The sequence below is a fragment of the Anaerosacchariphilus polymeriproducens genome, from assembly GCF_003363435.1.
Classification (GTDB): domain Bacteria; phylum Bacillota; class Clostridia; order Lachnospirales; family Lachnospiraceae; genus Anaerosacchariphilus; species Anaerosacchariphilus polymeriproducens.
The window spans coordinates 233,487-253,193 of record NZ_QRCT01000034.1 but is presented as its reverse complement, the minus strand read 5'-3'; the positions used below and the strand labels follow the sequence as shown (position 1 = coordinate 253,193).

Sequence of the window (19,707 nt, the reverse complement as noted above, 5' to 3'; positions counted from 1 at the left end):
TTGTAATAAGTTCTAAAAATTATATAAAATTAGTAAGAAAGGGTTAAATGTTAGTTATGTGTTTCAAGAGATACCATAATTTGCAAGGTAAAATTATTAAAAATTTAACAATACCTCTTGACAATTTAAGATGAATTAAATAAAATTAACTTACAATACAAATAGTTAGTAAGCTAAAGATTATAAGTCGAAGCACTAAAACTGTTTATCACGTGAGACAGAAATAAAATAAAAAACGCGTGGAGAAAAGGAGACAAATAAATGGTAGAGTTTAAGTTATCAAAAGAGCAGTTATTGGCAAAAGAAATGTTTAGTAAATTTGCAGAAAACGAAATCAAGCCAATTGCAAGAGAAATGGATGAAACAGAGGAATTCTCTATGGACTTAATTGCAAAACTCCAAAAGTACGGTATGTTCGGTATACCATATGCGAAAGAAATTGGAGGATCTGGAGCAGATGTGTTAACATATGCATTATGCATAGAAGAAATTTCAAAACGTGATGCAAGTACAGGTATTACACTTTCTGTACATACATCATTATGCTGCGGAAGTTTAGATTTTGGTACAGACGAACAGAAAGAAAAATACTTACGTCCATTAGTAGATGGTAGAAAAGTTGGTTGTTTTGGTTTGACAGAGCCAGGTGCTGGAACAGATGCTGGAGGTGTGCAAACATCTGCTGTAAAAGATGGAGATAATTATATATTAAATGGTTCTAAAGTATTTACGACAAATTCAGGATTTGCTGATACATTTATTATATTTGCAATTACAGATAGAACTTTGGGAACAAAAGGAATGTCTGCGTTTATAGTAGAAAAAGGAACACCTGGATTAACAGTTGGTAACAATATTCCACGTATGGGTATTCGTGCTGCTTCAAACTGTGAGGTTGCTATCCAAAACGTTGTTGTTCCGGCAGCAAATTTAGTTGGTGGTAAAGAAGGAACCGGATATAAAATTGCAATGACAGCTTTAGCCGGTGGTCGTATTGGTGTAGGTGCGCAATCCGTTGGAATCGCTCAAGGAGCAATTGATGAAACATTAAAATATATAAAAGAAAGAAAACAATTTGGTAAAACAATTGGTTCTTTCCAAAATACACAGTTTAAAATGGCTGAATTACAAACGAAAGTAGATGCTGCAAGATTGATGGTTTGGAGAGCAGCTGTAGCGAAAGATAATCATGAAAATTATGCACCTCTTGCGGCTATGTGTAAACTATATGCATCAGAAGTTGCAAATGATGTAACAAGAGCTTGTGTTCAATTGATGGGTGGTTATGGATTTTCACGTGAATACCCGGTAGAAAGAATGCATAGAGATGCTAAAATTACAGAAATCTACGAAGGAACATCAGAAGCAATGAAGATGATTATTTCCGGTTCTATGAAAGTAGGAAGATAAAATAAGCACCTCAAAGGTGTTCCTATATCATGCTTAGAAGAGCATATAAGACGAAAGGAGAACAAAAATGAAAATTGTTGTTTGTATAAAACAAGTTCCAGATACAACAGAAGTAAGACTTGACCCAAAAACAAATACATTAATTAGAGATGGTGTACCAAGTATTATAAACCCAGATGATAAAGCAGGTGTAGAAGCAGCTCTACAATTAAAAGAAAAAGTAGAAGGAAGTACCGTTACTGTAATTTCCATGGGACCGCCTCAGGCAGATGTTGCTTTAAGAGAAGCTTTAGCGATGGGATGTGATGAAGGTATTTTGGTATCAGATAGAGCATTTGGAGGCGCTGATACATGGGCTACATCACATACAATAGCAGCTGCATTAAAAAAACTAGAATACGACGTAATTATTACAGGTCGTCAGGCTATAGATGGTGATACTGCGCAAGTAGGACCACAGATAGCTGAAACATTAGGTCTGCCTCAAGTAAGTTATGCTGAAGCAATTGATGTAGAAGGTGACAAATTAATTGTTACAAGGCAGTATGAAGATCGTAAACATATTATCGAAGTTGCTACTCCTTGTCTAATTACAGCATTATCAGAATTAGCAGAACCAAGATATATGAGCGTACGTGGAATTATGGATTCTTATAGAGAAAAAGAAGTAAAATTATTCACTTTAGAAGAAATTAAAGACACTGTTGATATGTCAGACATCGGCTTAAAAGGTTCTTGTACAAGAGTAAAACAATCCTTTACAAAACAAGCAAAAGGTGCCGGTGAAAAAATCGTTGATGGTTCAGTTGATGAAAAGGTTGCTGCTATCATTGCGAAATTACAAGAAAAATACATTATTTAATCTGTGTTAGAAGGAGGATCATATAAATGAGTAAAGACATTTACGTATTTGCTGAACAAAGAGATGGCAAACTTCAAAAAGTTGGTATCGAATTAGTAGGCAAAGCTAGAGAATTAGCCGATGACTTAGGTGAAAAAGTTGTAGTTATGTTAATTGGTTCCGATGTGAAAAGAAATGCTGAAAAATTAATTAAACATGGGGCGGATAAAGTTATTGTTGTAGAAGATCCAATGTTAAAAGAGTATGTAACAGAGCCTTATACAAAAGCAGTAACAAAAATTATTAATGAAAATGACCCTAATATTGTACTTTACGGAGCATCTGCCATTGGACGTGACCTTGCTCCACGTGTAGCTTCAAGAGTTCACACAGGTCTTACAGCTGACTGTACAAAATTAGATATCGATGAAGAAACGAAACTTTTATTAATGACCAGACCGGCATTTGGCGGAAACATTATGGCTACTATAGTATGTGAAAATTTCAGTCCACAAATGGCTACTGTTAGACCAGGCGTAATGAAAGCTCTTCCAACAGATAATTCTAGAACGGGTGAAATAGAAGAATTAAAAATAGAATTTGTTGAAGCTGATATGAATGTAAAAATACGTCAAGTAATTATGTCTGACAAAAAAGCTGTAGATATAACCGAAGCTAAAATTTTGGTTTCTGGTGGTCGTGGTGTTGGTTCACCGGAAAAATTTGAAATGTTAAAAAATTTAGCTGAATCTTTAAACGGAGAAATATCTTCTTCAAGAGTCGCAGTGGAATCAGGATGGGTTGATCATGATCGTCAAGTTGGACAAACAGGTAAAACAGTTAGACCTGATCTATACATGGCTTGTGGTATTTCCGGAGCAATACAACACGTTGCCGGTATGGAAGGTTCAGAATTTATCTTAGCTATTAATAAAGATGAAAATGCTCCAATCTTCGGTGTTGCTGATTTAGGAATTGTTGGTGATATTAATACAATTCTTCCTAAATTAACGGATGAAATTAATAGAATTAAAGCAGAACAAGATTAATAAAATAATACAGGCTTTTGTTCTTGGCAATATGCTGAGAACAGAGGTCTTTTTTTATATTAATTTATTTTTACTCTTTTTCTTGTGGTTGAGATATGGTATAATTTTGTAGACAAATTATTCATGAAGGAGAATATGATGAGGGTTATTGCAGGAAGTGCAAGAAGTTTACCGTTAAAAACAATAGAAGGATCTGATACAAGGCCTACTACTGATCGAATAAAAGAAACTTTATTTAATATGATTCAAAATGAATTGGGGAATTCGTTTTTTTTAGATTTATTTAGTGGAAGCGGGGCTATTGGTATTGAAGCATTAAGTAGAGGTGCTGAATATGCTGTTTTTGTTGAAAACAATAAAAGGGCTGTTTCCTGTATCAAAGATAATTTGTTATTTACTAAATTAGATTCCAGGGGTGAAATAATAAATGCTGACATTACAAAGGCATTATTAAAATTAGAAGGTAGAATGGAATTTGACTTTATATTCATGGATCCTCCTTATAATCAGGAATATGAAAAGAGAGTGCTTGATTATTTGAGAGAATCAACGATTCTTAATAGAAACACTATTATTATTATAGAATCATCACTAGAAACAAATTTTTCATATGTAGAACAAATGGAATATCAAATTTTGAAAGAGAAAAAATATAAAACTAATAAACATTTGTTTTTAAGTAGAATATAAATATATTTTTGCTAAAGGAGAAGATTATGACAAGGGCAATTTATCCAGGCAGTTTTGATCCAGTTACTTTTGGTCATATAGATATTATTGAAAGATCGGCTCGTATTGTAGATGAATTAATTGTTGCAGTACTTACAAATAGTGCAAAAAATCCGTTGTTTTCTGTTAAAGAACGTGTTACTATGTTAGAAGAAGTGGTTTCACATATTCCAAATGTTAAAGTGAAATCTTTTTGTGGATTATTAGTAGATTTTGCTTCTCAGGAAGAAGCAAATGTAATTATTCGTGGATTAAGAGCCGTTACAGATTTTGAGTACGAACTACAAATTGCTCAAATGAACCATACAATTAATAATAAAATTGAAACTTTATTTTTAACAACTAGTTTAGAATATGCTTATATAAGTTCTACAATTGTTAGGGAAATTTCATCTTATGGTGGAGATATTTCTCATTTCGTTCCAGATTGGATGATAAATAAAATATATGAAAAATATAAGAGAAATGAATAAGGAGAGAAATGAATGAGTAGTAGAATTGAACAAATTATAGAAGAAATTGAAGAATATATCAATACTTGCAAATATCAACCATTATCAAATTCTAAAATTGTTGTAAATAAAGAAGAAATAGATGAATTACTGACCGAATTAAGAATGAAGACACCTGACGAAATAAAGAGATATCAAAAGATAATTAGTAACAAAGATGCTATTTTGGCAGATGCACAGGCAAAGGCAGAAGCGATTATCGCAGAAGCCACGATTCAAACCAATGAGCTGGTCAGTGAACATCAAATTATGCAACAGGCATACGCCCAAGCCAATGAAATTGTATTAATTGCAACGAATCAGGCTCAAGAAATTTTAGATAAAGCTACAAATGATGCAAATAATATACGTGAAGGAGCTATTCAGTATACACAAGATATGCTGGGGAATTTACAAGGAATTATAAGTCATTCTTTAGATACTTCAAAAATAAAATATGAAGGATTAATTAATTCTTTGCAGGAATGCTTTGATATCGTTAATGCAAATCGTTCTGAATTATCACCTGATTTATCAGAAGAATCAAAGAAAGATATAAACCAGAAACAAGAATCGAAAGATTCTGTACAAGCTGATATTTTAAAATAACTTTAGGGATACATTGTGTATCTCTTTTTTTAGCTGTAAATTGAGTTCAGAGTATAATTAAGGCTTCTTTTCATATACTAAGTTTATTCTTTAGCGTTTAGTTTCGCAATTACTTAACTAAAGTTAATCTGTGAAAAGGAGTGAAATTATTTGATATGAAAGAAGAAGAAAAACAAGAGAAACAAGAAAGTATTCGAGAAGTTGGGCAGATTGTATTAGAAAAAGGAGAAAAAAGTGAAAAGATTCATTTATTATCGATTATTGGAGAAATAGAAGGTCATGAAAACTTAGGTTCCAATGTAAAAACGACAAAATATGAACATGTTTTACCTCAGCTGGCGTCTGTAGAAGATGATAAAGACATTGAGGGACTGTTGATTATTATTAATACGATTGGTGGGGATTGTAGCTCTGGACTAGCTCTTGCAGAAATGATTGCATCACTGAGTGTACCTACGGTATCTTTAGTCGTAGGTGATAGTCATTCAATAGGTGTACCTCTAGCGGTATCAGCAGATTATTCATTTATCACACCCTCAGGTACAATGATCATACATCCGGTCAGAATGAATGGACTTGTTATTGGGGTACCACAAACATATGATTATTTTAAATTAATCCAGGATCGTATCGTTGGATTTATTGGTAATCATTCCAATATCAAATCAGATCGTATTGAAGAAATGATGCTAAAACAAGGGATTCTAACAAAAGATTTAGGTACAATATTAGTAGGAGATCAGGCTGTTGAAGAGGGACTAATTGATGAAGTGGGGGGAATTAAACAGGCAATCGGAAAATTACGCCAAATGATTAAAAAGTAAAAAAACGTCATTTTAGACAATATTCATACATATTGTTTAGAATGACGTTTTTACATAATTCTACAAAAATCTTCCTTATTTATTTACGATAGTATATAGAATGTGATATATTGAAAAAGGTCGATAAATAATTGACATTTTTAAGAAGGAAAAGTTCTACAATTTAAAAAGAAGAAGGGGAAGATGAAAATGATAAGGAAGAGAGTATTAAAAAAAATTTTCAAAATCTTTCTAATGCTATTTACAATTATCTGCTTAATATTAGGGCTGACAGTAGTATTTTTTAAGATTAGGGAAAAAACACAAAAAACACAAATAGAAAAATATCATGCAATTTGTTATGGAAATAAGTACATAGGAAATTTATGTTTACAAGGAATGAATAAGGAACAGATAATTTACATATTAGAAAATGAAATATCAGAGATAAAAAACAGAGTAGTGAAAGTCAAATGGAATGATCAAGAAATCGTTAATACTATTGATACATTCAATCCTACTATTAAGGTACTGATTAACGGAAATCCAACTGAATATACTAACGATCAGATTGCAGATTTTTTAATAAAAACAGATAAAGAAAAAACAATTGGAAAACAACTGGAAGTAATAAAAAATGGAAAGCTGGGCAGTAAAATCATCATTACATTTGATTATTCCCTCAATGGTGAAATTGTTCAAGAATATGTAAGTAATTTAGCTCAAAATTGTTTTGTTGCACCGGTAGAAGCCAACATATCCTTAGCTGACAATGACCAGTTTGAAGTTACAGAAAGTGTAGATGGACAGAAAATAAATGAATCAATGTTGGTTGATGCAATTCAAAATACCTCAGATAAAAATGATTGGAAAAGTGTTGTTAATATTGAAGGCAAAATGGATATCATAAAGCCACATTATAATTCAAATGATTTAAAAAAAGTCAATACTTTAATATCTTCTTTTCAGACACATTTTATAGCTGCAAGTTCTCGTGGAAGAAATATTATTAAAGGTACTTCGAGGATTAACGGCACTGTGCTAATGCCTGGAGATGAATTCTCTGTTGACCAAGTCATACTCCCCAGAACTATTGAAAATGGATATTTAATAGGGAAAGCATTTTTAAATGGGAGAGTTGTGGATTCTGTAGGTGGTGGTGTATGTCAGATTGCTACAACTATGTATAATACTATTTTACGTGCCGGAATTATTCCAGATGTAAGGAAAGCTCATAGTATGTCAGTAAGTTATGTACCTCTTGGATTAGATGCAGCTGTCACTACAGGATCTAAAGACTTAATGTTTACAAATACATTATCTTATCCAATCTATATAGAAGCTGAGAATAATGGTAATTCTCTGATTTATAAAATTTATTCTGGTGAAAACGCATTGGAAGGATATACATATGAACCACGATCAGTCCGACATAGTAGTTTTTCAGCAACTGCATATCTTGATGTTTATAAGGATGGTTCTCTCATAAAAAGTATTTTTTTACATAAGGATCGATATCTATCAAAGAAAGGTTAGACATATGAATATAAAAATGGTATAATCTTAAAGTACATAAAGATGCAAACATATGTTTGCAATGAGGGACAGAAGAGTAATAAAGGGAGGATTATATGACATTTTTAAAAACAATTATAATGGGGATTGTCCACGGTATTACTGAATTTTTTCCAATTAGTAATTCTGCACACATGGTATTTTTAAAGAGTTGCTTTCAAGAGAATGATGTAGGAATAATTTTAGATATTCTTCTTCATCTTGGGACAGTATTAGCTGTTACTATTGTTTATTTCCGAGATATTAAAAAGTTGACTTTAGAGTTTTTTTTTATGATTGGTGATTTTAATGTTAATTTAATGACTTTCTTTCAAAATCTATTTCAGAAACAGGAGAAAGAATATAGAAGGATTATAACTTCAAGTTATCGTAAATTTGTAATTTTATTGATTATTTCTGTCATTCCTGCTGGAATTGTAAGCTATATTTCTAAAAACTTAGTAGAGTACTTCGTTAATTTTTTGTTTATACCAGGTATAGGCCTATTAGTTACAAGTATAATTTTGTTTTTTACAGATTATCTGGATAATGGGGAAAAAACTCCTAAACATGTTACATATGTGAACGCATTTATGATAGGAATTTGTCAGGGTATTTCCGTTTTTCCAGGAATATCACGTATTGGTATTTGTATTTCAGCTTGTCTTTTAAGTAAGTTTGATAGAAAATTTGCTGTTAAGTATTCCTTTCTTATGTCTATCCCAACAATGTTAGGCGCATTGATAATAAAATTAAAATATATAGAAATCAAAGATTTTGCATTACCGGAAATATTATATTATATTTTGGGAGCTTTTATAGCTGCTGTGGTTGGCTATATTTGTATAAAAATGTTGTTGGTGATTGTGAAGCATAAGAAACTTAAATACTTTGCAACTTATTGCTTTTTAGCAGGATTCCTTGCAATTGGAGGATATATTTATATGAAATAGGAGGAGCCGGTTTATGGCTGGAAATATACGTAGAAAACGAAAAACGAATAAAAATAAAAAAGATCAAAACTTCATAAAAGATGAAATTTTTCTCTTATTCATATTAACAGTTTCTATATTACTAGTAATTAGTAATTTAGAGATGGGTGGAGCGATAGGAAAAGTAGTCAGTGGCATCATATTTGGACTTTTTGGCATAATGGGATATGTATTTCCTTTCGTATTATTCTTAGGGTGTGCTTTTGGTGTTTCAAATAGAGAAAATAAAATTGCATTTTTAAAACTAATTGCAGTTGTTTTACTATTTCTAGCTCTATGTACTTTTTTACAGTTAGCAAGTGGAAATATGAGTACATCAATAGTAAAAAATTATGATTTTTCATTTACTACTAAATTAGGTGGCGGAGTAGTTGGAGGCATATTTGCCGGTTTATTAAGTAATGCTTTTGGATTAGCAGGAGCTTACGTTATTACAATAATATTGGTAATTATTTCAGTTGTATTATTAACTGAAAAGTCTTTTTTTGGTGGTGTAAAGAAAAGTAGTGAAAAAGTCTATTCTTCAGCCAAAAAAGATGCTATTAGACGAAGAGAAAAATATAAAGAACAAAAAGCACAGCGAAAAAATATTAATAGAGCTAATAAAAAGGTTACGGGAGTAGCATTTAATACGAAATTGTCAAAACCAGAGACGATGAAATCAGCAACATCACCAGAATTGAAGGAAGTCAAGCTGGATGAAAATTTTAATGATTTTAATATAGAAGGATTAAATGATTTTGAGGGTAATATTTTAGAATCAGAATTAGATCGTGATAAAGTGCACAATTTATATCAAGAACAAATAAAGGTTGAGACAGAGCCTGAAATTGTACCGGAACCTAAAAGCAAACCTATTAAGAGAGAAAAGAATACTGAAAAAAATAAAGAAGAAATCTCAAAAGTCTCTAGTTCTATAAATGAACAAAAAGTTGGTGGAAATGAGAATTATGTATTTCCCCCATATAGTCTTTTGAGCAAACCATCAGGAAAACAATTGGGGGATTCAGATAAAGCATTACGGGAGACTGCATTAAAATTACAAAAAACATTGCAGAATTTTGGAGTAAAAGTAATCGTAACAAATGTTAGCCGTGGTCCTGCGGTTACTCGATATGAACTTCAGCCGGAACAAGGCGTTAAGGTTAGTAAGATTGTTAATCTTTCTGATGATATCAAACTAAATTTAGCAGCTGCAGATATTCGTATTGAAGCGCCTATTCCTGGGAAAGCAGCTGTTGGGATAGAGGTTCCCAATAAAGAAAATGTTACCGTTTCATTTAGAGATTTAATTGAGTCAGATGAATTTCGTAAACATCCATCTAAACTTGCATTTGCAGCAGGAAAAGATATCAGTGGACAGGTTGTTGTTACTGACATAGCCAAGATGCCTCATCTATTAATAGCAGGTGCTACCGGTTCAGGGAAATCTGTCTGCATTAATACATTAATTATGAGTATTTTATATAAGGCGCATCCGGATGAAGTCAAACTTATCATGATTGATCCAAAGGTTGTAGAACTAAGTGTTTATAATGGAATTCCTCATTTATATATTCCGGTTGTGACTGATCCCAAAAAGGCTTCCGGAGCTCTGCATTGGGCTGTAACTGAGATGACAGACAGATATCAGAAATTTGCTGATTTAAATGTGCGTGATTTAAAAGGGTATAATGCAAAAGTAGAGACTGTTAAAGATTTAGAAGGGGAAAATAAACCGGAAAAATTACCTCAAATTGTCATTATCGTTGATGAGCTTGCCGATTTGATGATGGTTGCACCTGGTGAAGTAGAAGACGCTATTTGTCGTTTGGCACAATTAGCAAGAGCGGCCGGTATCCACCTAATTATTGCGACACAAAGACCATCTGTAAATGTAATAACAGGACTGATTAAAGCCAATATGCCATCCAGAATTGCATTTGCGGTTTCTCAAGGTGTTGATTCAAGAACAATTATAGATATGAATGGAGCAGAAAAATTATTAGGAAAAGGCGACATGCTGTTTTACCCTCAAGGATATCCAAAGCCTCAGCGAGTACAGGGTGCTTTTGTTTCAGACATAGAAGTAGGTCAGGTAGTTGAATATTTAAAAAATCAAAACAGACCTGTTTCTTATAATTCTGAAATTGAAGAGAAGATGAATGTAGTACAAACAAATGCTGTAGGATTATCGGAAAACGTGAATGAACGAGACGATTATTTTATTAATGCAGGAAAATTCATTATTGAAAAGGATAAAGCTTCTATAGGAATGCTGCAAAGAATGTTTAAAATAGGTTTTAATCGTGCTGCTCGAATTATGGATCAGTTAGCAGATGCAGGGGTTGTAGGTGAAGAAGAAGGTACAAAACCAAGAAAAGTTTTAATGTCAATGGAACAATTTGAGTCATATATTGATGAATATTTGTAGAAAAATATGTATTTTTTGAGAAACTATTGCTATTTTAGCAGAGATGAATTATTATATATTCTATATGTGAATGACTTATCAATATAATAATGTGGGAGGAATTTTATGTTTGAGATAGTAAATGCAAGAGAACTTACGAATAACATTTATTTAATGGATGTTAAAGCTCCTAGAGTTGCAAAATCATGCGAACCAGGTCAATTTGTAATAGTTATTATGGATGAAACCGGTGAGAGAGTTCCCTTGACAATTTGTGATTATGACAGAAAAGCTGGAACTGTTACAATTGTTTTTCAAACAATTGGAGCATCTACACAAATGATGGCAAAATTGAAAAAAGGAGATTCATTTAAAGATTTCGTTGGCCCTTTAGGATGTGCTTCGGAACTTATTGAAGAAGATATTGAATCATTAAAAAATAAAAAAATATTATTTGTAGCCGGCGGTGTTGGTACTGCGCCTGTATATCCACAAGTAAAATGGTTAAAAGAACATGGAATAGATGCCGATGTAATTGTTGGAGCCAAAACGAAGGACATGTTGATTTTGGAAGATGAAATGAGAAAAGCAGCCGGTAATTTATATATCACTACTGATGATGGTTCCTATGAAAGAAAAGGAATGGTTACAGAAGTAATAAAAGATTTAGTTCAAAATCAAGGAATTAAATATGATTGTTGTATCGCAATCGGTCCTATGATTATGATGAAATTTGTTTGCTTGTTGACGAAAGAACTTGATCTTCCAACGATAGTATCTTTAAATCCAATTATGGTAGACGGTACTGGAATGTGTGGTGCCTGTCGCGTTACCGTAGGAGATGAAGTTAAATTTGCTTGTGTAGATGGTCCGGAGTTTGATGGTCATCTTGTTAATTTTGATGAAGCAATGAAGAGACAACAAATGTATAAAAGTGAAGAAGGAAGAGAAATCTTGAAACTTCAAGAGGGAGATACACATCATGGTGGATGTGGACATTGTGGAGGTGAAAAATAGTGATCGTATCAAAGAAAGTACCAGTTAGAGAACAAGATCCTAAAGTCCGTGCTACAAATTTTGATGAAGTCTGTTTAGGATATTCTAAAGAAGAAGCTATGCAAGAAGCGGAACGTTGTTTAAATTGTAAGAACCCAAAATGTGTTTCAGGTTGTCCGGTTTCTATTGATATACCAGGATTTATTCAGGAAGTAAAGAATGGTAATATAGAACAAGCTTCAAAAATTATTGGAGAAGCTTCTGCACTGCCTGCAGTATGTGGCCGTGTATGTCCACAAGAATCACAGTGTGAAGGAAAATGTATTGTTGGTATAAAAAATGAGCCGGTTTCAATCGGTAAATTAGAACGTTTTGTTGCAGATTGGGCTAGAGAAAATAATATAAAACCTGAAAGACCTGCGAAAACGAATGGTCATAAAGTTGCAGTTATTGGATCCGGTCCATCCGGTTTGACCTGTGCTGGTGATTTAGCTAAAATGGGATATGAGGTTACTATTTTCGAAGCATTACATGAACCTGGTGGAGTTTTGGTATATGGTATTCCTGAATTTCGTTTACCCAAAGCAGGTGTCGTTGCACCTGAAATAGACAATGTAAAAGCTTTAGGTGTAGAAATTGAAACTGATGTTGTTATTGGAAAATCAATTACAATAGATGAATTATTAGAAGAAGAAGGGTTTGAAGCAGTATTCATTGGTTCCGGTGCTGGACTTCCAATGTTTATGGGAATACCTGGAGAAAATGCAAATGGTGTATTTTCAGCGAATGAATATTTGACAAGAAACAACTTAATGAAAGCATTTGATTCCAAGTATGCAACTCCAATTATTACAGGTAAGAAAGTAGCTGTTGTTGGTGGTGGAAATGTAGCAATGGATGCGGCTAGAACTGCATTAAGATTAGGTGCTGAAGTTCATGTTGTATATAGAAGAAGTGAATCAGAACTTCCGGCTAGAGTAGAAGAAGTACATCATGCCAAAGAAGAAGGCGTAATCTTTGACTTGTTAACAAATCCGGTTGAAATTTTAGTTGATGATAATGGCTGGGTAAAAGGTATGAAATGTATTCGTATGGAACTGGGTGAACCTGATGAATCTGGAAGAAGACGTCCTGTTGAAATAGCTGGATCTGAATTCGAATTAGAACTAGATACAGTAATTATGTCATTAGGTACCTCACCAAATCCTTTGATTTCTTCTACAACAAAAGGATTAGATGTTAATAAACGTAAATGTATCATTGCAGATGAAACGTTAGGAAAAACATCTAAAGAAGGTGTATACGCAGGCGGTGATGCTGTAACAGGTGCAGCTACGGTAATCTTAGCTATGGGAGCCGGAAGAGCAGGCGCAAAAGGTATTCATGAATTTTTATCAAGTAAATAGAGAATCAAATGATATTTTCAAGGTATCAAAGCAAATCTCTTGAAAATAGATGATATGGGAATAACTTAGGTTATTCCCATTTTAAATTAAAGGAGAGTAACATGAAAATAACAATTATATCTGTTGGCAAAATAAAAGAGAATTATTATATGAAGGCGATTGAAGAGTATAGCAAAAGATTAAGCAGATATTGTAATTTAGAAATAATCGAAGTGATAGATGAAAAAACTCCAGACAAAGCTTCACAAGGAGAAGTGAAACAAATTAAGGAAAAAGAAGCTATTCGAATAATGAAGCATATAAAACCTGATAACTATATTATCGCATTAGCAATAGAAGGCCACCAACTAGATTCACCTCAATTAGCAGAAAAGATAGAACATTTAGGATTAAATAGTATCAGCCATATCGTTTTCATTATTGGAGGTTCACTGGGTCTCGATGAACAAGTACTGAAAAAGGCTGATGAATTGTTAAGTTTTTCTAAAATGACTTTTCCGCATCAACTTATGAGAGTTATTTTATTAGAACAGATATACCGTAGTTATAGAATTATAAAAAAAGAACCATATCATAAATAAGTGAGTTTTTTACTGAAATTGAATAAAGGAATGAGTTACATTAAATTTGGATGTTGCTATATAGAAACAAAGTATAATAAGATGCGAAAAATATTTAATATAATGTATATAAGGATGTGAAAATTTGGTTTTAAATCGTAAATATAATGTAAGTGCACTAGAAAAAGAAAAAATATATTTAGCAAATTATTCGTCTAGAATATTAAACAAACGAAATAAATTAAATGAGATTATTGGACAATATATACAAGGCATTCATATAATATCTGGAATGAGAGGAGCAGGTAAAACGACATTTATAAATTTATTTAAAGATGAGTATATAAATGATAGAATTTTTCTACATTTGAATGTGCTGGATAGTTCTTTTGATTTAATTAGTGAAATGATTATATATTTAGATAATTTAATTAATGAGAGAGGTTTAAATAGTACAGAGCGATGTAGAGAAAAAATAAGTAGATTAAAATATAAAATATTTAATGAGGTATTAATTAGAAAGTCTTTTGAATCTAGATTGGCAGAGAACCAAACAAATAAATTACAAAGAATATTTGGAATTAATATAAAAAAATATTTAGATATTAATTTATCTAATAATTTAATAATTGAAGAAAATAAAAAAAATGAGTTTATTTATGAAGTCATTAGTACACCTATACAGAAACAAGAAAAAAATATTAAAGAGTTAATTTCTATATTAATAGAATTATCTAAGAATAATCGTATAGTGGTAATTTTAGATGAAATTGATAAATTATCAGACGATGAATTTAATATATTATTAAACACGAATAAAGAATTATTTTTAGAGAGTGGACTAGTATATTTTATGGTATGTGATACTAAAAAGTATATTAATATAAGAAGTGACAAAAGGTATGTGGATATGTTTAACAGATATCTATATTTACCTTTATTATCTTGGGAAGAGTACATTATAATATCACCTAAAATAAAAGAATTCAATAGTATTAATAGTGTAAAAGAAAGTTATTTTTATACAATTGGAAATTATAGAAGAATTATAACATTTGAAAGTGGCGATGAATTCTATAAATACTCTAGTAATATTTGGAATATTATGAATGAAGTAGAGGAAAGTAATGTTTATAAAAATTTATCAGAACCATTTAAAGATTTAGTTAAAGAATTTCTATTTGATATCTTAAGTATATTAAAAATAAGTACATATTTAACTGATAGTGAAATTTACGATATAAAAAATAAGCATATATTTATATCTAATATAAGTATTATTATGGATAGAATAATAGAATTATTACATGCTTCTAAATATATTGATTTTATAGATGGAAGATATATTATAAAGGAAGATGATGAAAATTTATTATATAATAATTCAGATACTTTAGAAAATGAAATATTAAAAATATATAAGCCTAAAGAGTTTAGGGTAACGGATATGAATAGATATAACATAGAGGAATTATCAACATCAGAAATAAAAGATTTATACAAAATAATTACATGGTATAGAACAGAATTAGATGCTGTATTAATTTTTAGGCAAGAATTAACATATGAAAATATTAATAATGTTAGTTATCATACTGTTATATTAGTAAGTGATAAATTATGTCCAACTGCATTTATAAACGTAAGGGGATTTTCATGGAATCATGAATGCTCAGGAAGATATAATGAAATGAAGCAATATCTTACTAATAGAAATATAGTATTTAAAGAATATGAATTAGAGAAAGATGAAACTGTAATGAAGGCATTTAAAAATAATCAATATATATATATGGGAGACTTGAATGAAGTATGGTGAGTTTAAATAAGTAACAAAATCGCTTATTGAAGTTAATAAAAAAAGAGAATATAATAAGAGCAGATAGGAGGGTACAACTATGAGAATGTATGATTTAATTATAAAAAAACGTAATCATGGAACACTTTCTGATGAAGAGATCAAGTTTATAATTCAAGGATATACAAAAGAAGAAATTCCAGATTATCAAATGTCAGCAATGATGATGGCAATATATTTTCAAGGATTAAATGAACAGGAAACATTGGCATTGACGATGGAAATGGCACATAGCGGAGATATTTTGGATTTATCTTCTATTGAGGGACTAAAAGCAGACAAGCATAGCACAGGCGGAGTAGGAGATAAGACTTCATTGGTATTAGGACCTATGATTGCCTCTTTAGGAATACCTATAGCCAAAATGTCAGGCAGAGGTCTAGGCCATACCGGTGGAACAATAGATAAGCTTGAAAGTTTTGAAGGATTTCACACATCCCTGACAACAAAACAGTTTATAGATAATGTCAACAAAATCAAACTTGCTATTGTAGGACAGACTGCAAATTTGGCTCCCGCAGATAAAAAACTTTATGCATTAAGAGATGTTACTGCTACTGTAGATAATATATCCTTAATCGCGAGCAGCATTATGAGTAAAAAGTTAGCTGCTGGGGCTGATACAATAGTTTTAGATGTGAAAACAGGTAGTGGAGCTTTTATGAAAACACAGGAAGAAGCATTTGTTCTTGCAGAGGAAATGGTGAAAATAGGACAAGGAGCAGGAAAAAATACATTTGCAATTATTTCAGATATGAATCAGCCATTAGGAAATGCAGTAGGAAATGCAGTAGAGGTGAAAGAAGCTATTGCTGCACTGGATGGAAGAGGACCGCAAGACTTACTTGAATTATGCTTAACATTAGGAAGTTATATGTTGGTAGGTACCCAAAAAGCATCAACACCGGAAATTGGTCGAAAAATGTTAGAGAATTCTATTGAAAATAAGAGTGCCTTACATAAATTTGCAGAATTTATTAAAGCACAAGGTGGAAATGAAAAGGCAGTATTTGAACCAGAATTATTGCCAAAAGCTACTATTATTGAAGATATTTATTCTCCTAAAGCAGGATATGTAAGAGAAATAACGACAGATGAAGTAGGTGTAGCATCATTGATTTTAGGTGGTGGCAGAGAGACAAAAGAAAGTAAAATTGATTTATCCGTAGGTTTCAAAATCAAGAAAAAAGTAGGAGATTTTGTTCAGAAAGGAGAGAGTCTTGCTGAAATCCATGCAAATGATTTAAGAAAATTAGCAGATGCTAAAGAACGATTTATAAATGCATATAATTTCAGTGAAGAACAAATATCTACGCCAACACTAATCAAAAAGATAGTTACTAAGGAAAGATAGGAATAATTCAATAATGTATTCATATACTAGATAATAATAAAAGAAGGAGGTTGTCTCATTGTAAATTTGAGACTGCCTCTTTATATTTGTGGGGAATCGTTTATGAAGAAACGATCAATTAATTTATCGAGAGAAGTAAGAAAAGTAAAAAAAAATGTAGTTGAAGGATTGGATCTTCCAAAAGATATCATGTATGGAGCAGTAATTGTTACCGCAATGGGACCTTTTGAAGCATATATCGAGAATTATAAAGGTATTATGGAATATACAGAGAATAAAATTAAAATTCAAACGAAAAATTGCAGGTTGGAAATACTAGGTAAAAAACTTTTAATATCTTATTATACTAATGAGGAAATGAAAATTACAGGAACCATTCAAGCAATCAATTATGAATTGTAAGGAGAATTTTGAATGAATCATTTTGTAAATTACTATAAGGGATATGTAAAGGTCAGACTTATTTCCCTAGCACCAGAACGTTTTTTTAATATGTGTAGTAATCATGAAATTTATATATGGAACTTAAAAAATCATGATGATGCTTATGAGTTTTATATTTATAGAAAAGATTTTCTGAAATTGAAAAATATTTTAAGAAAATCAAAATCAAAAATTATAATTTTAGAAAAAAAAGGATTCCCAATGTTTCTTTTTAAAAATCGCAAAAGAAAAGCATTTTTTTGTGGAATTGTAATTGCATTTGTATTTCTTACAATTATGTCTATGTTTATTTGGGATGTTGAAATAAATGGAAATGTAACAGAAACAGATAATATAATATTTGATTATTTAAAAGAACAGTCTGTATGTCACGGTACATTAAAAAGCAAAATAGATTGTGAAAAAATGGAAGAAAAATTAAGAGCTAGATTTAATGATATTATATGGGCATCCGTTCAAATAAATGGAACAAGGTTAATTGTAAGCGTTCAGGAAGGAAATGCAAGAAGAATAATAGATAAAAAGGATAAAAATGTTCCAATGGACCTGATAGCAAAAAAAGATGGAATTATAGAAAATATAATTACAAGAAGAGGGGTTCCACAAGTAACGAAAGGAAGTACTGTAAAAAAAGGAGACATTTTAGTACTAGGCAGAATAGAAATTTTAAATGATGCAAAAGAAGTATGTGATTATCAATATTGCCAATCTGATTCAGATATATTCGGAAGAACGGAATATACATATAAAGATGAATTTTCTTTAACTTATAATAAAAAAGTATATACAAATAAAAAGAAAGTATCCCATTCCATAAGGGCTTTTGATTATTTACTAAAAATAGGTGCACAAAAAATACCTTATAAGCATTATGATTTTACTGCCAATGAAAAACAATTGAAGTTGTCAACTAACTTTTATTTACCTTTCTTTTTGGAAACAAATATATATGAAGAATATAAAGTAGTAAAGAATCAATATACAAAAGAACAGGCTACTAAAATAGAAAAATTACGTTTAAAGAGATATTGTAAAAATTTAATAGAAAAGGGGGTTCAAATTGTAGAAAATAATGTTATTATAGAAGTGAATAAAAAGAGTTGTATAGGAAATGGTGAAATTATAGTGATTGAGCCAATTGGTACGTATCAAGAAACAGAAATCCTTGAAGTACCCAAAAATACGGAATCAGAAGAAGGGAATTTACAATGAGCATAATAGAAACTATGATAGGAATTCCAACTGAACATGTAAAAAATGTTTTTGGACAGTTTGATCAAAATATAAAGAAAATTGAAAAAGCACTTAAAGTTACCATAGTAGCCAGAAACGAAGAACTTAAGATAATAGGTCCTGAAAATACAGTCAAAAGAGCAAAAAGCGTATTTCAACAATTAATTGAGTTATCAAAACGTGGCAATATAATTCAAGAGCAAAATGTTGATTACGCTATTTCCTTGTGTTTTGAAAATGAAGAAGCTGCAATTGTAGAAATAGATAAAGATTTAATTTGCCATACGTTAAATGGAAAACCAATTAAACCAAAGACTTTAGGTCAAAAGGGATATGTTGATAAAATTAGAAATCGTATGATTGTTTTTGGAATTGGACCTGCGGGTACCGGTAAAACATATCTGGCGATGGCAATGGCTATTACTGCTTTTAAAAATAATGAAGTTGGTAGAATTATTTTAACCAGGCCTGCAATAGAAGCCGGAGAAAAACTGGGATTTTTACCAGGTGATTTGCAAAGTAAGGTTGACCCTTATTTAAGACCTCTATATGATGCACTATACGAAATAATGGGTGCAGAAAGTTTTATGAGAAATATGGAAAAAGGGTTGATTGAAGTTGCACCTTTAGCATATATGAGGGGTAGGACATTAGATAATGCATTTATTATTTTGGATGAAGCTCAAAATACAACACCTGCGCAGATGAAAATGTTTTTGACAAGAATTGGTTTTGGGTCTAAAGTAGTAATAACCGGAGATTCTACACAAAAAGATCTTGCTACAGGAGTGAAGTCAGGATTAGATGTTGCTTTAAAGGTAATAAAAAAAGTCGAAGATATAGGAATATGTACATTGACCAGTAGTGATGTTGTTCGGCATCCTCTAGTTCAAAAAATAGTAAAAGCTTATGAAGAATTTGAAAATAAACAATATAAAAGAAATAATAAACAACAAGACAAAAAGAGATAAAAATGCTAAGTTATA

General features: G+C 31.3%; 18 protein-coding genes. All 18 read left to right on the top strand.

All coding sequences use genetic code 11. The features are described from left to right. Positions 1 to 261 precede the first annotated feature (261 nt). The 18 genes from DWV06_RS12085 (at position 262) to DWV06_RS12000 (ending at position 19,692) form a co-directional block, all read left to right on the top strand. The gene (locus DWV06_RS12085; protein WP_115482436.1) at positions 262 to 1,410 is read left to right on the top strand and encodes an acyl-CoA dehydrogenase family protein; all 1,149 of its coding nucleotides are present in this window, start codon (positions 262 to 264) and stop codon (positions 1,408 to 1,410) included. A gap of 67 nt (positions 1,411 to 1,477) precedes the next feature. Continuing rightward, a complete protein-coding gene (locus tag DWV06_RS12080) occupies positions 1,478 to 2,272 on the top strand; it encodes an electron transfer flavoprotein subunit beta/FixA family protein (RefSeq protein ID WP_115482435.1) in 795 nt (264 codons plus the stop codon). Between the two features lie 26 nt (positions 2,273 to 2,298). Then, complete coding sequence (locus DWV06_RS12075; RefSeq protein ID WP_115482434.1) at positions 2,299 to 3,300, top strand: electron transfer flavoprotein subunit alpha/FixB family protein; 1,002 nt, start codon at positions 2,299 to 2,301, stop codon at positions 3,298 to 3,300. 138 nt (positions 3,301 to 3,438) lie between these two features. Continuing rightward, the gene (gene rsmD, locus DWV06_RS12070; RefSeq protein WP_115482433.1) at positions 3,439 to 3,990 is read left to right on the top strand and encodes a 16S rRNA (guanine(966)-N(2))-methyltransferase RsmD; all 552 of its coding nucleotides are present in this window, start codon (positions 3,439 to 3,441) and stop codon (positions 3,988 to 3,990) included. Between the two features lie 26 nt (positions 3,991 to 4,016). Continuing rightward, complete coding sequence (gene coaD / locus DWV06_RS12065) at positions 4,017 to 4,502, top strand: pantetheine-phosphate adenylyltransferase (RefSeq protein ID WP_115482432.1); 486 nt, start codon at positions 4,017 to 4,019, stop codon at positions 4,500 to 4,502. A 12-nt stretch (positions 4,503 to 4,514) separates the two neighbouring features. Further along, a complete protein-coding gene (locus tag DWV06_RS12060) occupies positions 4,515 to 5,129 on the top strand; it encodes an ATPase (protein WP_115482431.1) in 615 nt (204 codons plus the stop codon). Positions 5,130 to 5,284: 155 nt separating this feature from the next. Further along, the gene (locus DWV06_RS12055) at positions 5,285 to 5,953 is read left to right on the top strand and encodes a ClpP family protease (protein ID WP_115482430.1); all 669 of its coding nucleotides are present in this window, start codon (positions 5,285 to 5,287) and stop codon (positions 5,951 to 5,953) included. Positions 5,954 to 6,142: 189 nt separating this feature from the next. Beyond that, complete coding sequence (locus DWV06_RS12050) at positions 6,143 to 7,468, top strand: VanW family protein (protein WP_162300625.1); 1,326 nt, start codon at positions 6,143 to 6,145, stop codon at positions 7,466 to 7,468. 95 nt (positions 7,469 to 7,563) lie between these two features. Beyond that, entirely contained in the window at positions 7,564 to 8,439 is an 876-nt protein-coding gene (locus tag DWV06_RS12045; RefSeq protein ID WP_115482428.1) for an undecaprenyl-diphosphate phosphatase, read from the top strand. Positions 8,440 to 8,452: 13 nt separating this feature from the next. Continuing rightward, the gene (locus tag DWV06_RS12040) at positions 8,453 to 10,891 is read left to right on the top strand and encodes an FtsK/SpoIIIE family DNA translocase (protein ID WP_115482427.1); all 2,439 of its coding nucleotides are present in this window, start codon (positions 8,453 to 8,455) and stop codon (positions 10,889 to 10,891) included. 105 nt (positions 10,892 to 10,996) lie between these two features. Continuing rightward, complete coding sequence (locus DWV06_RS12035; protein WP_115482426.1) at positions 10,997 to 11,887, top strand: sulfide/dihydroorotate dehydrogenase-like FAD/NAD-binding protein; 891 nt, start codon at positions 10,997 to 10,999, stop codon at positions 11,885 to 11,887. After that, positions 11,884 to 13,272 carry an NADPH-dependent glutamate synthase gene (gene gltA / locus DWV06_RS12030; RefSeq protein WP_115482425.1) on the top strand — a complete coding sequence of 463 codons (1,389 nt, stop codon included), beginning with the start codon at positions 11,884 to 11,886 and terminating at the stop codon, positions 13,270 to 13,272. Before DWV06_RS12035 ends, gltA begins: the two co-directional genes overlap by 4 nt. Positions 13,273 to 13,373: 101 nt before the next feature. Continuing rightward, positions 13,374 to 13,853 (top strand): 23S rRNA (pseudouridine(1915)-N(3))-methyltransferase RlmH, encoded by a 480-nt coding sequence (gene rlmH / locus DWV06_RS12025; protein ID WP_115482424.1) that lies wholly within the window; start codon positions 13,374 to 13,376, stop codon positions 13,851 to 13,853. A 124-nt stretch (positions 13,854 to 13,977) separates the two neighbouring features. Next, complete coding sequence (locus tag DWV06_RS12020) at positions 13,978 to 15,651, top strand: P-loop NTPase fold protein (RefSeq protein ID WP_115482423.1); 1,674 nt, start codon at positions 13,978 to 13,980, stop codon at positions 15,649 to 15,651. 79 nt (positions 15,652 to 15,730) lie between these two features. Further along, a complete protein-coding gene (locus tag DWV06_RS12015) occupies positions 15,731 to 17,044 on the top strand; it encodes a pyrimidine-nucleoside phosphorylase (RefSeq protein WP_115482422.1) in 1,314 nt (437 codons plus the stop codon). Between the two features lie 102 nt (positions 17,045 to 17,146). Then, positions 17,147 to 17,446, top strand: coding sequence for a YabP/YqfC family sporulation protein (locus DWV06_RS12010; RefSeq protein ID WP_115482421.1), 300 nt, complete (start codon positions 17,147 to 17,149; stop codon positions 17,444 to 17,446). A gap of 12 nt (positions 17,447 to 17,458) precedes the next feature. Then, positions 17,459 to 18,700, top strand: a complete 1,242-nt coding sequence (gene yqfD, locus DWV06_RS12005) for a sporulation protein YqfD (RefSeq protein WP_115482420.1) — start codon at positions 17,459 to 17,461, stop codon at positions 18,698 to 18,700. Next, positions 18,697 to 19,692: a PhoH family protein gene (locus tag DWV06_RS12000; RefSeq protein ID WP_115482419.1), complete on the top strand. Its 996-nt coding sequence runs from the start codon at positions 18,697 to 18,699 to the stop codon at positions 19,690 to 19,692. Before yqfD ends, DWV06_RS12000 begins: the two co-directional genes overlap by 4 nt. Positions 19,693 to 19,707: the final 15 nt, after the last annotated feature.